The sequence below is a fragment of the Marivirga sp. genome (assembly GCF_051117495.1).
Taxonomy (GTDB): Bacteria; Bacteroidota; Bacteroidia; order Cytophagales; family Cyclobacteriaceae; genus Marivirga.
On record NZ_JBNPEF010000010.1, the window covers coordinates 93,205 to 117,387 of the forward strand.

Annotated in this window: 18 protein-coding genes; 8 read left to right on the plus strand and 10 right to left on the minus strand. The window is 33.6% G+C overall.

The features are described from left to right. Positions 1–11: 11 nt before the first annotated feature. Positions 12–1,274, minus strand: a complete 1,263-nt coding sequence (locus tag ACFE0M_RS06415; protein ID WP_434544921.1) for a hypothetical protein — start codon at positions 1,272–1,274, stop codon at positions 12–14. Between the two features lie 197 nt (positions 1,275–1,471). Between ACFE0M_RS06415 and ACFE0M_RS06420 the strand changes: the two genes are divergently transcribed. The 7 genes from ACFE0M_RS06420 (at position 1,472) to ACFE0M_RS06450 (ending at position 9,787) form a co-directional block, all read left to right on the plus strand. After that, a complete protein-coding gene (locus ACFE0M_RS06420; RefSeq protein WP_434544922.1) occupies positions 1,472–2,122 on the plus strand; it encodes an HAD family hydrolase in 651 nt (216 codons plus the stop codon). 2 nt (positions 2,123–2,124) lie between these two features. Beyond that, on the plus strand, positions 2,125–2,781 hold the full coding sequence (locus ACFE0M_RS06425) for a DUF4159 domain-containing protein (RefSeq protein WP_434544923.1): 657 nt from the start codon (positions 2,125–2,127) through the stop codon (positions 2,779–2,781). A 46-nt stretch (positions 2,782–2,827) separates the two neighbouring features. Beyond that, complete coding sequence (locus ACFE0M_RS06430; RefSeq protein WP_434544924.1) at positions 2,828–3,463, plus strand: hypothetical protein; 636 nt, start codon at positions 2,828–2,830, stop codon at positions 3,461–3,463. Next, entirely contained in the window at positions 3,450–4,154 is a 705-nt protein-coding gene (locus ACFE0M_RS06435; RefSeq protein WP_434544945.1) for a DUF6048 family protein, read from the plus strand. Before ACFE0M_RS06430 ends, ACFE0M_RS06435 begins: the two co-directional genes overlap by 14 nt. A gap of 265 nt (positions 4,155–4,419) precedes the next feature. Then, the gene (locus ACFE0M_RS06440; RefSeq protein WP_434544925.1) at positions 4,420–7,737 is read left to right on the plus strand and encodes a SusC/RagA family TonB-linked outer membrane protein; all 3,318 of its coding nucleotides are present in this window, start codon (positions 4,420–4,422) and stop codon (positions 7,735–7,737) included. 38 nt (positions 7,738–7,775) lie between these two features. Then, positions 7,776–9,248: a SusD/RagB family nutrient-binding outer membrane lipoprotein gene (locus ACFE0M_RS06445; RefSeq protein ID WP_434544926.1), complete on the plus strand. Its 1,473-nt coding sequence runs from the start codon at positions 7,776–7,778 to the stop codon at positions 9,246–9,248. 113 nt (positions 9,249–9,361) lie between these two features. Then, positions 9,362–9,787, plus strand: a complete 426-nt coding sequence (locus ACFE0M_RS06450; protein ID WP_434544927.1) for an arsenate reductase family protein — start codon at positions 9,362–9,364, stop codon at positions 9,785–9,787. Positions 9,788–10,154: 367 nt separating this feature from the next. On the opposite strand, the gene ACFE0M_RS06455 is transcribed toward ACFE0M_RS06450, so the two are convergent. After that, the gene (locus ACFE0M_RS06455; RefSeq protein ID WP_434544928.1) at positions 10,155–11,552 is read right to left on the minus strand and encodes an outer membrane beta-barrel protein; all 1,398 of its coding nucleotides are present in this window, start codon (positions 11,550–11,552) and stop codon (positions 10,155–10,157) included. Further along, the gene (locus ACFE0M_RS06460) at positions 11,536–12,084 is read right to left on the minus strand and encodes an RNA polymerase sigma factor (RefSeq protein WP_434544929.1); all 549 of its coding nucleotides are present in this window, start codon (positions 12,082–12,084) and stop codon (positions 11,536–11,538) included. The genes ACFE0M_RS06455 and ACFE0M_RS06460 overlap by 17 nt, the downstream gene beginning before the upstream one ends. 58 nt (positions 12,085–12,142) lie before the next feature. On the opposite strand from ACFE0M_RS06460, the gene ACFE0M_RS06465 reads away from it, so the two are divergent. Beyond that, positions 12,143–13,459 carry a type IX secretion system plug protein domain-containing protein gene (locus ACFE0M_RS06465; RefSeq protein WP_434544930.1) on the plus strand — a complete coding sequence of 439 codons (1,317 nt, stop codon included), beginning with the start codon at positions 12,143–12,145 and terminating at the stop codon, positions 13,457–13,459. On the opposite strand, the gene cas6 is transcribed toward ACFE0M_RS06465, so the two are convergent. The 7 genes from cas6 to ACFE0M_RS06500 form a co-directional block, all read right to left on the minus strand. Further along, complete coding sequence (gene cas6, locus ACFE0M_RS06470; RefSeq protein WP_434544931.1) at positions 13,437–14,216, minus strand: CRISPR-associated endoribonuclease Cas6; 780 nt, start codon at positions 14,214–14,216, stop codon at positions 13,437–13,439. The genes ACFE0M_RS06465 and cas6 overlap by 23 nt on opposite strands. Before the next feature lie 63 nt (positions 14,217–14,279). Continuing rightward, positions 14,280–15,377 carry a redox-regulated ATPase YchF gene (gene ychF / locus ACFE0M_RS06475; RefSeq protein ID WP_434544932.1) on the minus strand — a complete coding sequence of 366 codons (1,098 nt, stop codon included), beginning with the start codon at positions 15,375–15,377 and terminating at the stop codon, positions 14,280–14,282. Positions 15,378–15,390: 13 nt separating this feature from the next. Beyond that, positions 15,391–16,482, minus strand: coding sequence for an AI-2E family transporter (locus ACFE0M_RS06480; protein ID WP_434544933.1), 1,092 nt, complete (start codon positions 16,480–16,482; stop codon positions 15,391–15,393). Between the two features lie 76 nt (positions 16,483–16,558). Continuing rightward, the gene (locus ACFE0M_RS06485; RefSeq protein ID WP_434544934.1) at positions 16,559–19,000 is read right to left on the minus strand and encodes a TonB-dependent receptor plug domain-containing protein; all 2,442 of its coding nucleotides are present in this window, start codon (positions 18,998–19,000) and stop codon (positions 16,559–16,561) included. A gap of 51 nt (positions 19,001–19,051) precedes the next feature. Then, on the minus strand, positions 19,052–19,762 hold the full coding sequence (locus ACFE0M_RS06490) for a hypothetical protein (protein ID WP_434544935.1): 711 nt from the start codon (positions 19,760–19,762) through the stop codon (positions 19,052–19,054). 2 nt (positions 19,763–19,764) lie between these two features. Next, a complete protein-coding gene (locus ACFE0M_RS06495; protein WP_434544936.1) occupies positions 19,765–23,139 on the minus strand; it encodes a S8 family serine peptidase in 3,375 nt (1,124 codons plus the stop codon). 122 nt (positions 23,140–23,261) lie between these two features. Beyond that, positions 23,262–24,170, minus strand: coding sequence for a hypothetical protein (locus ACFE0M_RS06500; protein ID WP_434544937.1), 909 nt, complete (start codon positions 24,168–24,170; stop codon positions 23,262–23,264). Between the last annotated feature and the right edge of the window lie 13 nt (positions 24,171–24,183).

Genomic DNA, 24,183 nt, shown 5'->3' on the forward strand with positions numbered 1-24,183 from the left:
TTTTCTTCTATTTAGAAATAATAACCAATATTTATATTAAATCGGGTGTTAATGGTGGGCTTACTAAGTGGGGCATTTATTTCTCCTTGCTCCGTAACACCAACACTTTCTTCTACATTTTCACCTCTACCGCTACTCAGGGCATTCCCTCCAAATGATTTACTTAACCAAGGTTGATTAATACCGGACGCAATATCAAAAAAGGTAAATGTATTCCCTGCTGTTACCATAAATCCCAAAATATTCTGCTGGGAATCTACAAATTTGTATTCCGTTCCCAAAATATTGAGACTACCATATTTATGCATATAGGAATAATCATCATAAAACGTGAGGCTTGAAATAGGTCCCCAATCCACTTTATATTCATAAGATAACCCTAAGGAAAAGGTTGTAGCGCTTGAGGCTACTTGATAGATATCAAATCCATAAGCCCCCATATTAACATGATTGACAGGATTCCCTGCATCATCTAAACTCTTAGGGTAATCGTAATGTGTAAATTGAAATTTAATTATGGCCTCCTCATTTAAGGAATATTGAGAATGAAGAGCAGTAGCCCAATGAGCAAAGCCATTATTTATTCTGGAATTATAAATTTCTCCAAACTGACCAGAAAGCCCCATCAGGAATTTACCTTTTTCATATTCTACCCTTGCATTTAATTGGTTTCGTTCTTTATTTCCATTATAGCCATCTTCGGGAATAACATCATAAGAATATCGAGCTGAGGGGAAACTTCCATATCCTGGCTCACTAACCCCTCTTGGCTCAGCCATTAAGAAATATGCAAAATGATAAGTCCAATTTTCATCCTTCCACCTGAACTTAATTCCGGTATCATAATCGTCCTCCAATCCAAAATAATAAGGCAAATGAAACCACCAGGAATTACCAGAAAATTCCAATTTACCAAATGGGACTTGGGTCACCCCTAGTTGCATTTGGAGTCTATCAGAGAAATCATGAAATAAAAAAGCTTTTTTGGCAAAGTGAGTGTTAAAGCCTGGATAAAAACGATATTCAAAATCAATTCCCACATTTTTGGTTTGACCTTGTGCTTCCAGCCGAAAAGTATCCCAAAAAAAACCGTTTAAATTCTCAGTGGGCAAGGGTGAAACTTTTCCCTCATAGAAAGTATAAATTGTATTAAATCTTACAGCACCGCCAACTTTAATGAAAGTAGTGTCTTTATCATCTAATAGCGCTTGAGCCTTGCTTTCATCGAAAATGAAAGTGGAAAGAAATATTATTAATAAAAATCTAATTTTCATAAAATGATTATTAGAATTAAAAAAGTGATACTATTACAATAAATAAAATGACAAATTGTTTAGATCAATATCCTAATCCAGAAAGTTTTCTGATATTAAAAGCTAAGTCAAAAATTAAGCAATCGCAAGAAAAGCAGTACTTAATAAGGTAATTAAAAGGATTTTAGCTTATTTCGTAATTCCTTAAAACAATAAAAATGCACAATATATTTTCCAATAAAAAAGCCATCATATTTGATATGGATGGGGTTATAATTGACAACATTTCCTATCATATAGAAGCCCTTAAGATATTTTTGAAACAATTCGGAAAAGAAGTGACCGATGAGGAGTTTCAAAATCATTACAATGGAAGAACTATTCAAGAAGTGATATTAGGTTTAAAACCCGAAGCTAATTCAACCGAAGTGATGCGATTGGCAGAAGAGAAGGAGAAAATATATAGAGACTTATATAGTGCCCACCTAGCCCCTACCCCCGGTTTAATGGATTTTTTACCGAAAGCCAAAAAAGCTGGGATAAAAATGGCCGTGGCCACTTCCGCAATCACTGCCAATGCAGATTTCACCTTAGATGGACTTGGAATTAGGAAATATTTTGATGCTGTAATTGACAGCACCATGGTCATCAAAGGAAAACCAGATCCACAAATCTATTTAAAAGCTGCTGAAGAATTGAATACTTTGCCTGAAAATTGCGTTGTGATGGAAGATGCATTAGCGGGTATTCAATCGGCTAAAAGTGCCGGAATGGATGTGATTGGGTTATATACTTCTTTGAAAAAGGATGAACTACCCAATGGGCTAATGATGAAAATAAAAGATTTCAATGAATTGAACAATTACTAATAATGAAAAAATACCAGAGCCTTTTAATTCTGTTTTTTCTGACAATACTTTCTGCTTTCTCACAAGAAGTAAAAATAGCCAAACTGAAATATAATGGCGGTGGGGATTGGTATGCCAACAAGACCGCACTTCCAAATTTGATTGAATTTTGCCAAGCTGAATTAAACCTCCCTATGAGCAATAAAGATTATGTAGTGGAAGTAGGCAGTAAGGAGATTTATCAATATCCTTATATTTATATGACCGGACATGGTAATGTGGTATTATCGGATGATGAAGCTCAAAATTTAAGGAATTATCTGATTGCAGGAGGATTTCTACATATAGATGACAATTATGGTTTAGACCAATTCATTAGATTAGAGATGAAAAAGGTATTTCCAGAATCGGATTTTGTAGAAATTCCATACGACCACCCTATTTATCATCAAAAATTCAAATTTGAAGATGGTCTTCCTAAAATACATGAACATGATGGAAAACCAGCTCAAGGATTTGGCATCATTTATGAAGGTAGAGTTGTTTGTTATTATTCTTATGAAAGCGATTTGGGAAACGGCTGGGAGGATCAAAGTATTCATAAAGACCCTGAAGAAGTAAGATTAAAGGCCCTAAAAATGGGAGCAAATATTATCAGCTTCGCTTTCACCCAGGATTAAAACAAATACATATTATAAATCAATTAGAAAGTTTAATTTTGCAGTCATGATGAAAACTGCTTTTCAATATATTATTATAATCCTTATTGGCATTCCCATCTTTTGGGCTTGTGAGCCTTGTGATGATTGTGGCCCTGAAAATGCTTATCCATATTTTAATTTAAGCATCCTTAATAAAACCTCTTTGGATACCTTAAATCAATACAGAAGCAGATTAAATAATGAAATAAAAGCAGTAGATGCAGAGCTAGATAAACCTGAAAATGCCCCCGTGGCAGACTCATTGAATAACCTCAAGGAAGTAAAATCAGATTCACTTGCGTTGATTAACGCATTGATTAAAACAACTAAAGAGAAAACCATTAGTATAGAATCAATTAACGGAGAAACCAACTTATTCGAAAATCGAAACGGTGGAGACAGTCTGAGCAAATTTCGAATACCCATTAATACGCTGGAAACAGCTTCAGAATACTTTTTTAAAATAGAATTTACGGATACAATACGTTTGATGAAAATTGAATATCAATTAAACGACACTACTATCAATAGTAAAATCACCAAATCGGTTAAGGATTTAAGGGTGATTGAACATCAATTTGATTCATTAAGAGGACCGTTTGGTTGCAGACCATTATCCGAATGTATAAGTAATGAGCTTGAAATATATGTTGAGATATAAATTTATATACCTTTTTCTACTCATAACAATTTTGATGAATAAAGCCTATTCACAGGATTCAACAAATGTGAATTCTGAAGAGGCCGAAATCAAGGAGAATCCGCAAAAATTTAGCATCGGTATAGCTTTCGATTACTTGAAACTACATACATTATTAATTGATCAAAGCGAAAAATGGGAAGGAGCTGTTAATTTTCGAATTATGGATAAAGTTTCGCTTATTGGTGAATATGGAATTGCGACACTAACCCCTGATGAGGCATATAAAAATTCAGCATATAAATCAGACGGTAATTACTACCGAATAGGACTAGATTATCATTTTACAGTAATCCCTAACAATTTTTTATTTTTGGGTTTAAGATATGCCCAATCTTCATTTAATGAAAATATTGCTTATGAAATTGGAAACCCTATTTTTCAAAATGAAACGGGGGAACTTAACCGAAATAATTTAACAGCTACTTGGTATGAATTTGTTCTAACCTCTGAGAAAAAAGTAAAGAGGATTCGAAAAAAAGATATTCCTGATTTTCTATCAATTGGTTTTAAATTCCGATTAAAATCATTGCAAGAGTATGATGACTTTGATGATTTTGAAGTGAAAAACATTCCAGGTTATGGCAGAACCAACATTAGTTTAAATCCTGAACTCAATCTCTATATAAAATTTAGACTACCCGTTTTTTAGCCTTACCGTGTAGGTAATTGTTGTAGAAATACCCCTTAAAATCGCAATAAATTGAAACATCTTTGCTTTTAAGAAGTTACCGTGCTATATTAAAAGACCTGTTAAAGGCAATTTTCGGATTAATTCTATAAATGAATATTCTGGTGAGTTCAAAATCACCAATAATTCGAGGCTCTTTTTAATGCTCTACTTTTTTAAATAGTTTTGCATTTCGATTAGTCAAATAGCAATAAAATTAAATCTTTAATCTAAAAGCTAATTAACTATGAGAAAAATTTACTTACGGGTAATGCTTATCTGTTTTACCCTCTCAATTTTTACTTATGAAAGCTTGCATGCACAGGAGCGTGTGGTAAGCGGTAGTGTAACGGAGGCTTCTGGTGCTGGAATTCCAGGAGCAACAGTTCTTATTAAAGGAACACAGAACGGTACTGTGACCGATTTTGAAGGAAACTACAAAATTGAAGTTGCTCAAGAAAAAGCAACGCTAGTTTTCAGTGCAATTGGTTATAAAAAGAAACAAGTCAAAGTTGGTTCCAAATCAGAAATCAATGTAGTATTGAAAGAAGATATTCAACAACTGGGTGAGGTGGTAGTAACTGCTCTAGGTGTTGAAAGGGAAGAAAAAGCATTGGGTTATTCTGTACAACAAGTGGATAGCCGGCAGGTTTCCGATGTAAAATCCAATAATCCAATGAATGCTTTGGCAGGTAAACTTTCCGGTGTTTACATCACAGGAAGTGGTAATGGACCAACTGCTTCAGCCAATGTTAATATAAGAGGTACTGCTTCTCTTTTGGGCAATAACCAACCATTATATGTGGTTAACGGGATGCCCATTACCAATGATCTATACAGTTTTGATGATGGATTGAATGGTTCAACTACCATTGATTTTGGTAATGCATCGCAAATTGTGAACTCTGATGACATCCAATCGATCAATGTATTGAAAGGACCTGCAGCATCTGCTTTGTATGGATCCAGAGCTGCGGATGGTGTTATCTTAATCGAAACAAAAACAGGAGCAGACTCAGATGGTGAATGGGGACTGGAAATCAATTCCAGTAATATGTTTGAAAGCGTATTAAAACTACCTGATTTCCAAAATGAGTTTGGTTTTGGTGGTGGCGGTAAATATAGCTACTTAGATGGTTCCAATTACATAGGCGACAATGAGTACTATGAGGCTTATGGGGAAAACTGGGGTCCAAGAATGAATGGACAAGAAATCAAGCAATTTAATTCTAATGGAGAGGCCGTTCCTTTTACCCCTGCTCCCAATAATGTTAGAAATTTTTTCAGAACAGGGTTTACCTCTATCAATAATATTGCCTTAAACAATAGCACTGAGGATGGTGATGCCAGAATTTCCTACACTAATTTGAGTAATGAAGGCATAGTTCCTAATACTAATTTGCAAAGGAATACTGTACAAATGAGTGTTGGTAGAAGATTTTTGGATGACAAATTGAAAGCTAGAGTTAATACCATGTATGTAAATTCTAGTTCAGGAAACATTCCTAATGCTGGTTATGACGAATCATCTTCAGTGATGTATGGATGGTTATGGTACCCAAGACAAGTTGAAATTGATGACTTAAGGGAATATTGGGAACCGGGTCAAGAAGGTATTCAGCAGAGATATGTAGAAGACTTGTGGGTCAATAACCCTTGGTTAATTGCTAATGAGAATACTAACTCTTTCCAAAGTAGCAGATTTATTGCCAATGCTAAATTGGAATATGAGATCAATAAAAACTTTAGTGCAAGATTTAGATATGGAGCTGATGTCTTAAATGAAGGAAGACAATACAGAAGAGCTCCTTCAACTAAAGGGGTTTTATTAGGAAGCTATAGAGAAGATGAAATTTCTTTCTATGAAACCAATGCGGAATTTTTAGTGGGTTATCACACAGATGTTGACAATTACTCTGATTTTGATATTGATGTTAAATTGGGTGGTAATATAATGCGTCAAGATGCTGACAACCTAATTGCCAATAATCCTCAATTAGAGGTTTTTGGAACAGGCCCAAGTGTTTATTCTTTAACTAATGCAAGATCGGGAGTCTTGGTTGAATCTCAGAAAACCAAAACCGGTATCAACAGTCTGTTTGGAACATTTACTTTAAGTTATTTGAATAGCATATTTTTAGATGCTTCATACAGAAATGATTGGAATAGTACATTAGTAAGTCCTATTCAAGGTATTGAAAACTCAAATTACAGTTTTGGATATCCTTCCGTTGCAGCTAGTGCGGTTTTATCAGACTTATTTGATATGCCACAGCCTTTTTCATTTGTAAAATTAAAAGGTTCTTATGCTGAAGTGGGTAATGGTGCCCCTCCTTATGCTTTTGGCAACACTTTTACTCCTCAAGCAGCTTATGGTGGTCAGGCAGCCTTTACTACAAGTAGAATAATCGCAGACCCTAATCTAAAGAATGAGAGAACTAGAGCAACAGAAGCCGGATTTGATGTGAGGCTTGCAAAAGGAAGGTATAGAATTGATTTCACATATTACAATATGCTTAGTTTTGACCAAGTGATCCGATTGCCTATTGCAAGAACAAGTGGATATGATTTTAACTTAACAAATGGAGGTGAAATCAGAAATTCAGGTTTAGAATTGATGTTAGCAGCCAGAGTTGTTGAAAATAATGATTTCAGCTGGGATGTTACTGTAAATGCAGGGCGAAACAGAGCAGTTGTAGAGTCATTACCGGATGTAATTCAAAGCGGTAGATATTCTATTGTTGCAGATGTCTTCCCTGGAGATGAAGGTGGTGCTGATTTAGAGTACGTTGCCGAGGAAGGTAAATTATTAGGTCAACTCTATGGATTAGGTTTTCAAAGAGGTCCCGATGGAAGAGTTATTCATGAAAATGGACTTCCGTTGCAAACAGAAAATAAAGTTTCTGCAGGAAGCTTCCAGCCAGATTTAAGATTAGGGATCAATAACTCTTTTCAATATAAAAGATTAAATTTTAGTTTCCTGTTTGATGGACAAATAGGAGGTAGAATTTATAATAGATCCCACGCTTTATATAATACAAGTGGTGCTATTACTAATTATAATGACCCAAATCTTTCACTTAATTCATTAGAAGGAAGAACGATTTATTCAGTATCGTATGATGCAAATGGTGACCCTGTTTACACATTAGAACAAGAAGGTGGTGTAGTTGGACCAGGTTGGAAATACGATGGTGACGGTAACTTAGTAGAAAATGATGTGGTTGTTCCAATAGGGGGTGCTAACTACACGGGTTATTTCTATAACTATTATGGAAATGGTTTCAATAGAGATAATATTGAGGCGGCAACTCATGATGCGACATACTTTAAATTAAGAGAGTTGAAAATCGGGTATGACTTACCATCTGATTTAATCAAAAACCTTGGTTTAAGTAGTGCTAGGGTATCTTTGATTGGTAGAAATCTATTATTATTCTCTGAGGTACCTACCATTGACCCGGAAACCTACTCTATTAGAAATGGAATATTTGTAAATGGTTTTGAAAGTACTCAGCTACCTTCAACCAGAAGTTATGGTGTAAATATTAACCTAAGCTTCTAAACCATTTAATGATGAAGAATTTTAAAAATATTATTGATATGAAACTCGAAAAAATAATTTTAATATTTCTCGGGATTTTCATTTTTTCTTCCTGCGAGGAGTTTGAAGAATTTAATGAAAACCCGAACGAGCCAACAGATGTAGCACCAAGTGTGCTGATGCCATCTGCCATTCGCCAAAGTGTGAATACAATGGTGAACGAATCTTTTTTGTTAGGAAACAATATCGGTCAATTGACTTCCAAAACTTTACGTACGGAGGCTGATACCTATAACTGGAATGCTTTCCCTACTTATTGGGAAGGCCTTTATGGGAGCCTCACAGATGTAAAGGGAATTGAAAGAGAATCGATAGAAGCAGGAAATGAAAGACAAGAGGCAGTAGCTGTAGTATTAAGATCGTGGATATTCGCTAGTTTGACAAATGCCTATGGTGACATCCCTTATTCTGAGGCAATAAGTGGAGATCAAAATAATCTAACTCCAGCTTATGACTCACAGCAAGCTATATATGAGGATATACTCGCTGAACTTGAAAGAGCTAATAATTTATTAGCAACTGGAAGCGGAAGTATAGAAGGGGACATCCTATATAATGGAGATGCTACCAAATGGCAGAAATTTGCTAATTCACTTCGCTTAAGACTACTCATGACTGCTGGAGATAATATTAGCAATGCTGACAGTCAATTCAATAGTATAGTATCATCAGGCAATATATTTACCTCAAATGATGATAATGCTGTTTTAGAGTATCTAAGCACTTTCCCCAATGAATTTCCACTAATCCCATTAAAAACAGGGGATTTTGATGCAGTTGCGTTAAGTGAAACTTCCTTGACTGTAATGAATAGTTATGGAGATCCTAGATTATCTAGATATGCTAGGCCTGATAATGACGATTACGACAACCCTGAATTTTCAGGTGCAGTCAGTGGTGCTGGTTCATGTGGAAAGTCAGGTTCTAGATTAGGAGCCGCCTATTATAATGACCCTGCTCAAACTACTGCCGAGCAATTAGGAATTGGCAATGCAGATGGTATCATTATGACTTACTCAGAAGTAGAATTCCTATTAGCAGAAGCATCTGCAAAGGGTTGGATTGGTGATGATATTGAAACTCACTACCAAGCAGGAATAGAAGCTTCGATGGATTATTACCAAGTAAATTATGCTCCATTCGGCTACACGGATTTTGATGATTATTACAACAATTCAGGTGTGGCTTACGATGCTGTTACTGATATTTGGGAGCAAAAATGGCTATCATTATATTTCACAGGTCTGGAACCATTTTATGAGGTAAGAAGATGGTATGTAGAGAGTGGAATGAACTTTGATGGCATTCCATTTTTGGATGCCCCTTGTGATAATCTAAACAATAATAATTTACCTATGAGGTTTAGATACCCAGGACAAGAGCAGTCTTTGAATGCTGCTAATTATAATGATGAAATCGATAGATTGGGAGGATCCAATGACATCAATGCATCAATTTGGCTCGTAGAATAAAATAGACATATATCAACTACTGGAAAGCTCTGTTGGATTATTCAGCAGAGCTTTTTTGTTTATATTAAGTGTATATATATGAAACTTCAAGGCGAAAAGACAGTTTTATATATATGGAGACAAAGAAAAAAACCAATATGGAATTCAAATTCATTTATGATAGCAACCAAATAAAAGAAAGAGAAGCTTATGGATATGCCAAATCTTTAGATCAGCATTATATAAATGCTATAGACCTTAGTAAGGAAACTTTGACTGAAAGACAATGGGCAGAAATAGCACAAAAGCTTAATGTCACTATTCAAGATTTAATAGATGAAAATAATGACTATTATCAAGATGAGCTAAAAGGCAAGGAATTTGATGAACACGACCTGTTACAATTAATAAAAGACCATCCTCAAATCATCAAAACTCCCATAATTGATTCGGAGAAGCATGCAAAATTCATTAAATCCCCTTATGATTTTAATGAAATGGATATGGCATTCAATGAAATTAAAAAGCATTTGGCCAATAAAGGAGAAAGTGATGATTAAGATTCTCTAAATTGAGTTGGAATTAAAATCAATCTTAAACGAGCTCTATACTACATTTCGATCCCGATTATTCGGGATTATTCTTCTCAATAAAAACAATTATTAAAAATCTCAATATGGAGATTATTATGATATGCCGGAAAAGTTAATAGGCTGATAAGACCTGTAAGCTTTCCATGAGTTGAAATACCAAAAACATTTTGTTTTAATTATTCATTTCCCATACTAGCCTTTCAGGTTTGTATAAAATGAAAAATAATACTAAAGAGGGCTAAGACTTTTTAAAAATATCTTAATGCTTAATTATCCGGTTTAAATTGTCTCGTTTTATGGGAAAAGTCGCTTTATTGATTGAAAGCAACAGCCTTTAAAACATATAAGCTAAACTCATATTAACCCCCATGAATGCAGGCATACTATTAAAAGTAGCCTCATCTATTGTAATGTTAGAAAGTGCTTTTTTATATGTCGGCATAACACTTAATGAATATTTGTCAGCAAATGGATAACTTACTTCCACACCGGCTATGCTACTTGCAAAGAAGTTTCTATATGATTTTCTGTCATTTTGATTAAATTTTATTTCGTTGATTTGATCACTTCCACCTTTCAAAGTATTTCTGATTATAAAATCACCCGATATACCACCTACTAATGAAACATCAAATTTTCTATCAATTACTTTATATGAAGCCATTAAAGGAACAGTTAAAATGTGAAAATCATTATACAATTCATATTCGGAAGTAACATTTACCACCCTGCCATCTGATATTTCCGTTGAACTGCTCGCCCCATGAAATGGATATAGCTTATCACTGTTTCTGTCTCTTAAAACCGTACTACTTAAGGAAGTAGATCGATAAGCGCCATATTGCAAACCCGATTTAATATTCCATTTTTCATTAAGAATTACACCAAAATTCAAGCCTAATGTAAATGAAATATTGCCTTGCATAGGTGCAGAACTTAAGTTTTCAACTGTCTCTCTTTCTTGATTTAGATTAAAATTTGCATCATCACCTGTTGTTCTTCCTGTTGTCCCAGCGTTATTGAGTGTAGAAACTGTAGAAAATAATGGGGTTTCAGTTATTTCGGAATTAGGGTTGAAACTTCCAGATCCGATATTTACATTCGTATTCCAAGCTAGGTTTGATTTCTCCTTTGGTTTTTCCAAACTACTAACTGCAAAATAGGATACTTCTTCCACTTCAACTGCTAATTTAGGAAATTCGACCATGGATGGGGCAACACCCTCAATCTTTGAAATTAAAAATTCCGAATCTCTTTCAATTGGCTTATCAATTATGGCCGGAGTCTTAATTTTTTCTATTGCCGAAAATTTATTGCTTGAATTTTGACTATCACCATCTATTAGGGCAACAGCATTTCCACGGACATTATTATTTTCAATAAAATCTTTTTTATCGCTTTCTTTTAATTCAGGTTTAGTCAATAATACATCATTGTTACTGACAAAATTTTGTATGTTATTTTCTTTTAGCTCAACAGGAGCCAAAGTAGAATCCTGATTTACATTAAAAGTATAATCTTGCAAATTAAAATAGATAGATATTAAAGCAATGAAAATTACTGCTGCAGCAAGATTTCTGTAGAAAGCTGCCCTTTTTTGCATTTTCTTATTATCCTGCTTGAGCAGTTCGGCTTCAATTCCTTCCCATACATTATTGCCAGGCTGAACTTCAGCATGGTCAAATTTTCTGCGAATTGAATCGTTAAATTTATCTTTATTGAAATCTTTCATTCCCCCACTTACTTTGTTTTTCTAATTGTTCCATTAATATTTTTCTTGCTCTTGCATATTGGGATTTTGAAGTCCCTACACTAATTTCGAGCATTTCGGCTATTTCTTTATGTTGATAACCCTCTACCGCATACAGGTTAAAAATGACTTGACAACCGGTAGGTAAATCTTGAATTAAATCCATTAAATCCTCAACTGCCAGATTATCTACCGAAAGAGAATTAATCCCTTCTCTAATCTCTTCTACGTCAACCATAGGGTAGAGATACAACTTACTCCTCTGATGGTTTAGGGCAGTATTGATAATGATTCTCTTGATCCAATATCCAAGACTAGAATCACCTCTAAATTTCTCTATGTTTTCAAATACTTTAATAAACCCTTCTTGCAATATATCCTCGGCCTCTAAGGTTGATTTTGAATAACGTAATGCTACGGCCATCATTCCTGAGGAAAATTGCTGATAGAGTTCATATTGACTCTTTCTGTCGCCCTTCTGGCAACCTTTTATAAGTTCTTTGGTTCTAGGCATGACAAAAACCTTAAGGATTCTGTTTATATTAGACCCAAATTACAAATTAAAGGTTGGAATGAAACATTATTTAAATATTTTAATTACATTTTTAATTATTATAAGTACACAAATCAGCTGTGTACCTGTGCAATCGACTGGAAACAACACTTCCAAACCAACACGATATTACCCAGATTTATCATTCGAAAATAAAAGTTATCAAGAAAGAATAAATACTGTTCAATTAATTCTTTTTAAGGGAAATAGGATGGCTTCCACCCATAATCCTGTAATGGAACTTGGGAAAAACGATCGTCTCCTCTTAACATTTGATGATATAAATGACCAACAACAGCAATATTTTGCGAAAATAATCCACTGTAATAAAGACTGGACAGCTAAAAGCAATATTCAAGCCATGGATTATCTGGAAGAATTCAATCAATTCCCAATAAGAGAATTTGAGTTTTCTTTTGATACCAAACTAGGCTATATTCACTATGAATGGCAGGTTCCTAATGCTAAGCTATCAGGTAATTATTTAATTATAGTTTATCAAAACAATAATGAAGATGATATTATCTTAAGTGAACGATTTATGGTTCATGAAAATAAAGCAGGTATCAATTATAAAATGTCAGTTTCAAATGTGGTGACCAAAAGAAGGACTCATCAAGAATTGGAATTCGAAGTCATGCTCAATAAAATAAATATTGTCAATACAGGATCCGACATTTATCCTGTACTTAGGCAAAATTATAATTGGTTATTTGCTAAGGAAGCACCAAAGCCTTTACAAATTTCTGATGGCAACAAGCGTTTAACTTATAAATTTTATAATGGTGAATTAAATTTTCCGGGCAATAACGAGTTCAGATTTTTCGATATTTCTACTGTTAATTTTAAGGGAAATGGAGTAGCCAATATTAATAAGGAAACAAAACCCATAACCACTACCTTAAGAATTGATGGACCGAGGGCTTCGGAAGCCTACAGGGAATGGGAGGATAGAAATGGAACATTTGTAATTGGCAATAGGGAAAGACAAAACACGCCTTTAGTTTCCGACTATTTTTTAACAGAATTCAAATTAAAGGCACCACAGGAAACTGGAGATATTTATATAGTTGGCGAATTCAATAATTGGCAATTGAGCAACAAAAACAGGATGAAATATAATACTAATACAGGCATTTATCAAAACAGCTTTTTGTTAAAACAAGGCTATTACGAATATTTTTATTTTGTTGAGGATCAGACAAATAATTCAATAGAAGGTAGTCATTTCCAAACTGAAAACAATTATGACATATTGATTTATTATAGTAGCCCTCAAATAAGATATGACAGATTAATAGGATATACCGAATTTAATTCTCGAGCTGCCCAGTAAAATAGGGCACAGTTTGGCTACCAGGCGTAACTTCGGCTAAATCAAGCATTCCAAATCCTTTATCGTTGAATAAACCCAGTCCATTTTCAAATAAAAATTGATGTAAAGCTGGAGAAGCCTTTAAGGTAAAAGGGAAAGTGTATCCCCTAACCTCATAAGGAATGTCCTGATCAAATATTGGATATACCCTTGAATATTTTTTACCTCTATCCTCAAGCTTTTTTAAGTAGCTACTGTCTGGATAGAATTCAAAGCCCCCAAAATCATTGAGTTCATTCTTCTCTAAGAGTGCAGTTCGTAATTGATCTGCAAAGTCATTTGAATCAGGGTGAATAAATTTCTTGCCTGAATCACTTGAAAATTCGGGTGTTAATAATATAATGGGTGAAATACATATATATTTCGTTTCCTCTTGAAATTCGATTTCGTTTTCAAGTTCTACAGCGTGAGGGATAATAGACAACCCATTCAATTTTACCTCTGGAAGACTAAAAAGAACTTCAATAATGGAGTCAATAAAATCTTTGTTCGAACAAGAAAAGACAACCGTTATTTTAGAACTATAAAAATGAAGACCGGATTTACTTACAGTTGTCTGACCTTTTAAACCAGAAAAGTTATAATGTTTAAAATTAAAAAATTCATCCCTACCACACTTTTTAATTAAGCCTTTAAAAAATCTGAATAAGTAATATTGGTGATGAAAGGGAACTGTAGCCCCTTTTTCCTTATTTTTAAAAATTAATCTAACTCTCACGACCTTCTTTTATTTTCTAAGACCAATCGTGATATAAAATTGTTTTAAAATTTCTAAGAAAATTTACACATTAAACCTGAAATGCATAATATCCCCATCCTTTACAACATATTCTTTTCCTTCAATTGATATTTTACCTGCTTCTTTACAAGCCTGTTCGGTTTTATACTTTTGATAATCATCCAATTTGATGACCTCTGCTTTAATAAATCCTTTTTCAAAATCAGTGTGGATTACCCCGGCCGCTTGAGGTGCTTTCCAACCTTTTTTGATGGTCCAAGCTTTCACTTCTTGTTTCCCTGCGGTGAAATATGTAATTAAATCCAAAATAGAGTAAGATGCTCTTATTAATTTATTCAAGCCCGATTCTTTTAATCCATACTCGTCCAGAAACATGGCTTTTTCCTCGGCATCATCAAATTCTGCAATTTGAGCTTCAATTGCAGCACTGACAATAATCACTTCCGCCTCCTCATCTTTCACATATTCCTTAAATTTTTTAACCCATTCATTACCCTCTACAGCTGCCGATTCTTCTACATTCGTTACATAGATCACAGGTTTATCGGTCAATAACATTAAATCTCTGACCGGTTCTTTCTCTTCTTTACTTAATTTTAGTGTCCTAGCGTTTTTTCCATCTTCCAAAACAGCTTTATACTGATTCAAAACAGACAACTCTTTTTTGGCATTGGCATCACCAGACCTTGCGATTTTCTCAGTTTTCTGAATTTTCTTTTCAACAGAGTCCAAATCTTTTAATTGAAGCTCCGTATCTATAATATCTTTATCTGCAATAGGATTAACCCGACCAGACACATGAGTAACATTATCATCTTCAAAACACCTCACAACATGCACAATGGCATCTACTTCCCTAATATTACCCAAGAATTTATTTCCTAAACCTTCTCCTTTACTAGCACCTTCTACCAGTCCGGCTATGTCCACAAATTCAATAATAGTGGGTACTACCTTTTCTGGATTGACCAATTCTTCAAGGATTTCCAACCTTTCATCCGGAACACTGATGACGCCCACATTAGGATCTATCGTGCAAAAAGGAAAATTAGCCGCTTCTGCTTTGGCATTTGAAAGTGCATTAAACAAAGTTGATTTACCTACATTCGGTAAGCCAACAATCCCACATTGTAATCCCATGAAAATAAATTATTTAATTCTGAAATATTTTATATTGCTTATATCCTTGGTAAAGTTCAATTAAGACTACTCTTATAACTGTATAAACGGGTATTGCGGCAATCATGCCTAATACCCCTGCCAAAGATGCGCCTGCAAAGATAATAACAAAAATTTCTAATGGATGTGCTTTTACACTTTTTGAAAAAATTAAAGGTTGCAGTAAAATATTATCTGTAATCTGAACCACGGCAAATACAGATACAATTTTTATTACCAAAAAGAAAAGTTCATTATTAAATTCAAATATACCGCCAGTAGTTACGCCAACGATAATGCCGAAAGTAGCCCCCAAAATAGGTCCGGCATAAGGTATTAGATTTGCAACGGCCGCAAAAACAGCAATCGTGACTGCATATTTAATTCCAAAAATACTTAGGCCGACCGATGCAATTGTGAAAATAGAAACCATTTGAAAAAGCAGGCCTAATAAATAATTTGAAAGTAACTTTTCAATCTTATAAATTGCCCCTATAGATACTTCAAAATATTTATTGGGAATTAATTGAATAAATTTTCTCCGAGCCAAGCCCTTCTCATAAAGCAGAAAAAAAGTAATAAAAACCACCGCCAAAATAGCAACAAAAATACTTCCCGTAATGGAAATGAAGTTATTGAGAATGTAGCTAAAGTCAACTGTTTGTGTGAAGTTGAGAAAACTTTCCCTTAATCTGTCAATGATAAAACCTTCTTCACCTATGTTAGGGATTGAGTCGATCAAAAATATTTCTATTGATTGGATAGGAGTGGTAATTCTACTGTATAAATTATCGTAGTTAAGCTCACTTAAAATTTGAATTTGCTCAGATACTAAAGGAATAAAAAGCCCAATAAAAAGAACAATGAACCCTATCAAAACTGAGAATGCAATGATAATGGTAACAATTTTAGGCAGTTTATATCCATAGAAATATAAACTATTTAAATATCCGACCAAGGGTCTTAAAATAGTGGATATTATTAATGATATGATGATATAAATTAATATATCAGAGAAAAGAAGGCTGATTAAATATATGATTAAAAAACCTCCTAATAAATATAAAATGGGCTTGAGTCTATTCACAACTCTAAGATAATATATATAAAAAGAAATGAAAGGAATTAAGTCCTTCCACTTCTTAACTTATCAAATTAAAAAATCAATTCTCTTTATTTCTAACCTTTAATGTTGTCTTGGCCATGCCTACTTGACCAGCTTGAGTCATTCCTTCTACTTTTACGGTAATATCCATATCCTCATCAGAAGTATAGAATTCCAAAAAATACTCACCATCCTCGTTAGTTATAATATTGGGTTCCCAATGCAAAACTGCTCTCTTGTCTGGTTTTGCATGTTCATCCTTTTTAACAGAATAATCCGGACTGTAAAACTCTCTGTATTCTTGATAGCCTTTCAATATAGTAGTGGCCGCATTTCCTGCTTCATAAGTAGTAAAATTCTCTCCTCCAGGCTTAGTATAAAAAGATAATACACCATTGGCACCTCTTACGCCAAAGATAGCAGCTGAGGCTCCTTTATATACTTCTACTGTTTGAATTTGCCTTGCTGGAATAGAATTTAGAAAATCAATCGGAACTTCTACATTATCAACTAATATCAACGGAGTTGTACTGGAATTTATGGAACCAGGCCCTCTAATTTCTATTTGCCAGTTGACAACACTACCTGATATACGAACACCCGCTATCCTTCCCCTAATTAATTCTAATGGATGTTGAGCTGTTTCACTAATTTCTAATTCTGTAACATCCAATGTGTTGTCTCCAGGCCCGAACATGTTGTTTACTTCTTCTTGTTCAGTGATTTTATCTGCCTTAACAGTTACCTCATCCAAGGTTTCGAAATCTTTTTCAAAATCATAAGCAGCATCAATCTCTTTTCTTTCTAAGGTCTTCTTTATTGACTTCCTTTGAAATTCAGACAAGGTACCAGAAACTTGACGATCAGCAGATACTAGATCAGGATAACTCTTTAATGTATCTACCGAAATCACTACATTTGGTTTATCTTTTTTATCCTTTCCCGTTAAAACTATTGCCTTCTCACCAGTAAAAAACAAATCATTGATAACATAGGTACCATCATCATTCACTTCTACCTTATTAAATATTTTGGTACTGTCCTGGATAATATAGCTAACAGAGCCTCCTTTTGCAGGTTTTTTAAATATATCAGTTTCTAGTTTACCGGAGACGGACAGTGCTTGTTCAATCTTAAATGCAAAATCAGATGCATCTGATTTTAAAATTTTTTCCCAATTATAGGAAGTGTAACCCTGAGTCATCATTAATAAATCCAAACGCTTCCATGCATCAGCATAGGTATCATTAAAATAATTCGCAGGATCTTCAACATGTCCTTTTAAATCACTAGTTAAATAAAAATAAGATTTAATATTTTCTTCTTCTTCACTGATTAAAACATCATTATTATTGGTAGCTGACAATGATAGATAACTTACTAATGCTTCTTCTTTTTGACTTGCTGTAATCTGAAGTTTTACTTTACCCCTTTTTTTATAAACATCTTTGTCATTCTCAATACTTATATCAAAAGAAGGAATTTCATTGATAAAGAATGCCCTTTCAGATAAAGGAATTCCTTTTTCATTAAAAATGGTCATATAATTTACTCCAGGTAAAAAATTACTTTTGGGAATCATTCCTGATACATCTTGACCATTCAATTCTACACTTGCAACATAAGTCGGCACACCCCTACAATGGGTCACAATAAAACACTTTTCATTGATTGCTTTTGATGATAATTTAAATCGCACATCTTTCAATTGCGGTAAATTCATCAAATAAATTGAGGCTCCCCTATTTTGAATTTTTGGCAACTCAATTTTTGTTTCAGGGTACAAATCTAATATTGCATAGTAGGTTTTATTACCTTCGGGTAAAAGTGAAAACTCACCCATTCCCAGATGCATACTTTCAAATTTAGTGAGCTCGTTATCAGCCTCATCCACTATTTTACCGCTTACATTAATGCCATATCCATCTGAATTTAAAGCCTTAAAGGCTACTCTGGATTGAACTCCTTCTAATAATGCACCACCTTCAGGATGAAAACTAATTGCAGGAACTCTCCTATTTATGTCAGTGCTTTCTTCTCCTGTTTTCTCTTCAAATAAATTAAAAATATTGAGCTCTTTTTGAAAAAAAGTTTCATCAGGTCTATTCCTCATATAATTAGTATATGCTCTCAATAAATATTTACCTGTTTCCAGATTATTAGGGAGATCAATAAAACTATTGCCAATACCATTATCAGAGTAAAATTTTATTCTATCAACCAGATTTGAATTTGGGTCAATCAGTTCTACATAAACCACCTTACTTAAAGGAGAAAACTGATTAAAATAACCAGCGGTTACATAACCTTTGATCCAAATAGTTTGACCAGATACATAATTAGATTTATCTAAATCCAGATATATTTTTTCAATCGGATTTACATCAAAGTGGTTCTTAATAGAATCTGCAATCCGTTGGGCAGAAAAATTTTGGGCATACAACAAAGTTGAGCATTGTATAAAAAATACAATGCTCAAGAAAGCTTTTAGGTACTTCACGAAAAATAATTTTAGGTTAATATTTGGTTAAACGAATAGTTCAGTTGAATATTATTGAATTAAGTTATTATCAATATATTCAAGGAGAAATGAGACATGATTTTCATTATTTAAATCAAGATCATTTTGTTTAATTTGCTTTTTTATTTCCGATTTCTTTTCAGGGGCAATATTATAGAAGTCTCTTTTACGATTCTTGAACTTATCAACTTTATCATTAATTATTAAAAAGGTTCTTTTATCATTTACGAACTTTTTGTATTCACTAGCCCCATAAGTTGCTGGCGTAACCCTAGTTTCAAGCACTTTAAATTCTTCGATTAATGAAAGATTTTCACCTTGATATATTACATTAAAGAAATCTGTTTTCTCAATTTCACCAGAAACACTAAAGCCATTTCTAAAAGTATATTTAGCTTTTTTAGACTCACCAAATTCTGAATTAAAATAGAAATCAAAACCTTTCAGGTTATAATTATCGATAATTAAAACATTCCCATCTTTTCTATATTCCACCTCATTATCATAGCCATTGAATCTGATTGGAATATCTTCAATTTTTTTTCCATCTGCAGTGTATAAAGTTCCATCCATCCAAGTATCAGTACCAAAATAATATGGTGAACCTTCAATTTTACTATACTTTTTAGTCATAATTGGCTTACCGCCCACATCAGAAACATTACTGATTTGAGAATAAGCACTAAAATTCAATAAACATACTACTGTTGCCAGTAAAACACCTGTTTTCAATAATTTCATAATTAATTGATTAAAAATTTAAGTTTGATAGATTTATTTTTCCCTGTGAACTCAATGAAATAGAGTCCTGATTTATAATTATTTACATTGATTTCTATATTATCATCAGTCAAATCAATGTTATTTTCAAGTAAGATTTTTCCTTGAAAATCAAAAATTCTAAATTTTTCGTAATTATCAAAGTTTTTTACGGTTAATATATTGTTAACTGGATTTGGAAAAACCCTGATATTAGATTCGATCCCCCTTTCATTTGATGTTACTATATATTCAAATGAATCGGAAACAATTGACTGGCATCCATCTTCGCCCTCTGCTATAAAAGCTACATTAAATACTCCAGATTCAATATTATCAGCGCTTAATATTCTAGAAGTCTCTCCTTCTACGGGAACCCCATCTTTAAACCATTGGAAATTAGCTCCAGGTACTGAAGATACAAGCCCTTGATCATTTTCAATGATACTGATTGGGCTTAAACTATTTTCTGTAATAGTAATATTTTTAGTGAATTCTACTGATTGAACTTCATTGGATACGGTAAGATTGATTTCGTAATCCCCAACTTCATCAAACCAAATAATTGGATTAGCAACATTATTTACTCCATCATACTGAATTCCATTACTGAAAGCCCAGTTGTAGTTCTCAATATCTCCGTCAGAATCATCACTTAAATAAATCAAACTGTTTACACAATTTGATGAAATGGTGAAATCAGGAAATAATAATTCCTCACAAGGTAATTCAAAGATATTTACTGAATTTGTAATAGTACCACCAGAAACAATATTTAAAACAGATTGAGAAGTAAAATGAACATTTGAAACAGATAGGTTTTCTAAGCATAACTTAGACCTAAAAGTAAATTCCAAATTCCCTAACTGATTTTCATTTGTACCTGAAATTTGTTTCGTACTACTTCCATTCAATTTAATTCCATTATGTACAATTAATGAATCTTCATTATTTATTAAAACATTAGCACCATCATTTAAATAAAGACTATCGATATCTAATTTGTTGAATATCTCAGTTTGTGAATTAGCTATCAATTTATTAAAATAGATTTTTCCAGTAAATGAACTCTCCCCTAATGTTTCAATAGTATCATTTAATTGAATAGGGAAATCAGACGTAAAATCCGCATTTTCAAGCACCCATTTATTACCACTTAGTAGCAAATTTTCTGATGAGTTAAATAGAAGACCTGTTAAACTAATATTGTTATTTTCTAATTTTAAATTAGATTCCTCAAAAATATTCAACCCATTTAAAACAATTGATTTATTATTGATGCTATATTCTCCAGAAAGTACGTTTAATTGAGAAACCTTTAGGTTAGATTCAATATTGTGCATACCTGCATTATCCAATTCAAGAGTAAGATTATCAGAACCGTCAAAATCCAGGTAAATATTGTTACTAGCATCTGGCTTAACTATTAATTTACCGTTAGATATTTTCAAATTTTCTCCAGTGGAATGAATGGCATTATTAATAGTTAGCGTATTGCCTTGCAAATCGACATTCAAAGTGTTATCGGATGTGAAAATGATATTATCCAAAACCACATCATTTGATATTGATAATAAACCTTCATTATCAAATGAATTTTCATCAATTGCCAAAGTTTTAATATTCTGTAAATCTATAGATTCACTATTTCCACCAGAATTACTTGAAAAATTTAGACCAGACTGATAATCTCCATTTCCATCAACCCAATAAACTAAATCATTTTCGATATTGGCTGAACCATAGGTTAGCGTTAGTGCATAATTTTGAGAATTGTTAACTAATTGCCCTTTGTGGCTAACAACAAGCTTATATTTCCTAACATTAGGAACTTGAAATTCAAGTTTTTCCACATTATCTAAACTATTTATTCCTTTCTTAGCGGTACCACCATAATTTTCGGGGTCCATTCTCCAAGGATAAAACTTATTTCCTGCCTCATCTTCTAAATGAACATCTAAATCATTCACCAAATGAGGTGTAGAGGAACCTAATTCGGTTACACTTCCCGGAACATCTGTCCATACTACTGTGGCGGTCAATTTTGTTTTATTGTCTGGGATTAATTCGTACTCATGAACCTCACCATTATTAAGAGTAGCTTGTGTTAAAAGTGTATCATTATTATTTCTTCCTTGAAGCACTTTGATTGCATCTATAGTATTCAACACACCCCAACCAAATTTATAATCAGGGCCAGGTCCGGCACCTGCTTCTCTACCCGTATGAATTGCCAATGATTTAAGTTGAGCAGAGGTCATAAACGTATCGGCATCTTGACGGAAATATTCTTGAATTAAGCCAAGAGAGCCAGTAACATTTGGGGCAGACATAGATGTACCGCTCAATGATGCATAACTTTCATCTCCTGAAGAAGAGGCTGAAAGAAGTCCAACACCATCACCTACTATATCTGGTTTAATTCTACCATCATTGGTTGGCCCCCAAGAACTAAAGCTACTGATTTCAGCAGAAGACGATCCTTCATAATTTTCAAAACCCGTAATTGCACCAACTGTTATAATATTTTTTGCAGAAGCCGCAGGACCTACAATATTAAATGGGCCATCTGGCGGACGTGTGCCATCACCCGTATCACTTCTATCATTACCTGCTGACCAAACTATTGTATAATAAGGTGCATTGTAAGAAATGTCGTCAATAGTTTTACTATCATTTGTATATGACCCGAATCGATTATCGTTACCATCTTCTTGTCCAAACCATTGCCAATTATTACCATTAAAACGCCACCCTAAGATAAGACCATAGGAATGATTTGATAAAATCAAACCATTGGCAGCTTCCTCAGCCATGGGCCCTAAATCATCATCAAAAGCATAGTATGAGTGTATAGTAACTTCAGGTAACATACCTTTAGCTTCAGGATTAACACCACTAGCGGCAATAGTACCTGTTACATGAGTGGCGTGATTACTATAATCTGAACCTAATTTATTTTTGATTCTACTCTGAAATTCTTGATGACTGTTTAAAACTAAACCACCGTCCCATACTCCTATTATCATATTGGCACCATGTAAAGGTAAATTCATTCCATTTTCGGATTGAATATATTCGACACCTGTGGTATGCCTTGCTTCTAAATTATGGGTGGCCATATATTGAGGATGACCATCAATTATATCAACCAATACCGCCTCATTTCCATCTTCTAATTGTATTGTTTTTTGATAATCTGACGTTTTTAAAAATTCAGAAACTCTTTCTTTACGTTCAATCGCTTTTATTTTTTCTTTTGCACTAATATCTAATAGTACATTTGGATTATATTCTTGACCCAATACTAAATTTGAAAAAATAAGTAAGAGAATAATTTGAGTAATAGTTTTTTTCATAGTATTTAAATAAATGTATGGTATTCAGATATTAAACTGAAAACCAAAAATAGTAGTTCATTTTTTAAACAAAAAAAGAGGCTAAAAAATATTAGCCTCTTTAAATTATTAATGATTAATGATTAATTCTGAACCCAAGTGATAGTTCCTGTATCACCAAATCCATTAATCCAATCATAAGTGATATCTCCATTACATGCGTCCATTAAGCCTGAAGTAATTTCATTTGTTGAACCAAATGCATCATCAACAGAACCAGTTACTTCACCAGTAGTTGTATTAACAAAAATACGAGCTGGTGTTGGGAATGTATAACCGTAACAGTCACCATACCAGTCGATATAAGTACCAGCATGGAAATCTGAAATAATATATGCATTCAATACCTCACCATTGTCCAACTCCACATTATTATCAGGATCTGCTGTCAACGTTTCAGTTGAAGTTAATCCAGAAAGTGGATTATTAGGAGGACAACCGTCTGTGGACTCCCCTGATGCTGTTGTAGAATACTCACCGCCAAGCGTTGAATAATCAAATAAATCAGGAGGACACAAACCAACTAAAGTAAGGGTAACTTCACTGTAGTCCTCCAATATATTGGCAGAGGAACTTGTTAACCTGAAAGTTAAAGTTAATGGGTTATCAGGATCCAAGTTATCATCTATTACCTCGAACTGTATTGGAGCAGTATATTCGCCACTTGGAATAGTAACAGAACCAGTAGTGATAAGGTTGTAATCAACACCTGCAACAGCAGTTGATTGATCTGCAACTACTTCAAAAGAAACATCTACTGCAGATGAACTTACTTGTCCACCATAAGAAACCGATATGGATTCTTGCACACTTTCACCATCTGGCACAACGATAATGTTTTTTGTTGTGCTTCTAGCTCCTGATGCTTCTTCAATTTCAACAAACCCTTCAATCTTATCAGTCAGTAAGGTATCTGTTCCCGGATCATCAAAACACCCCGTTAAAAATGGTGTTAGAGCCGCTATATAAAATATATATAATAACTTTTTCATATCTAATATCTAT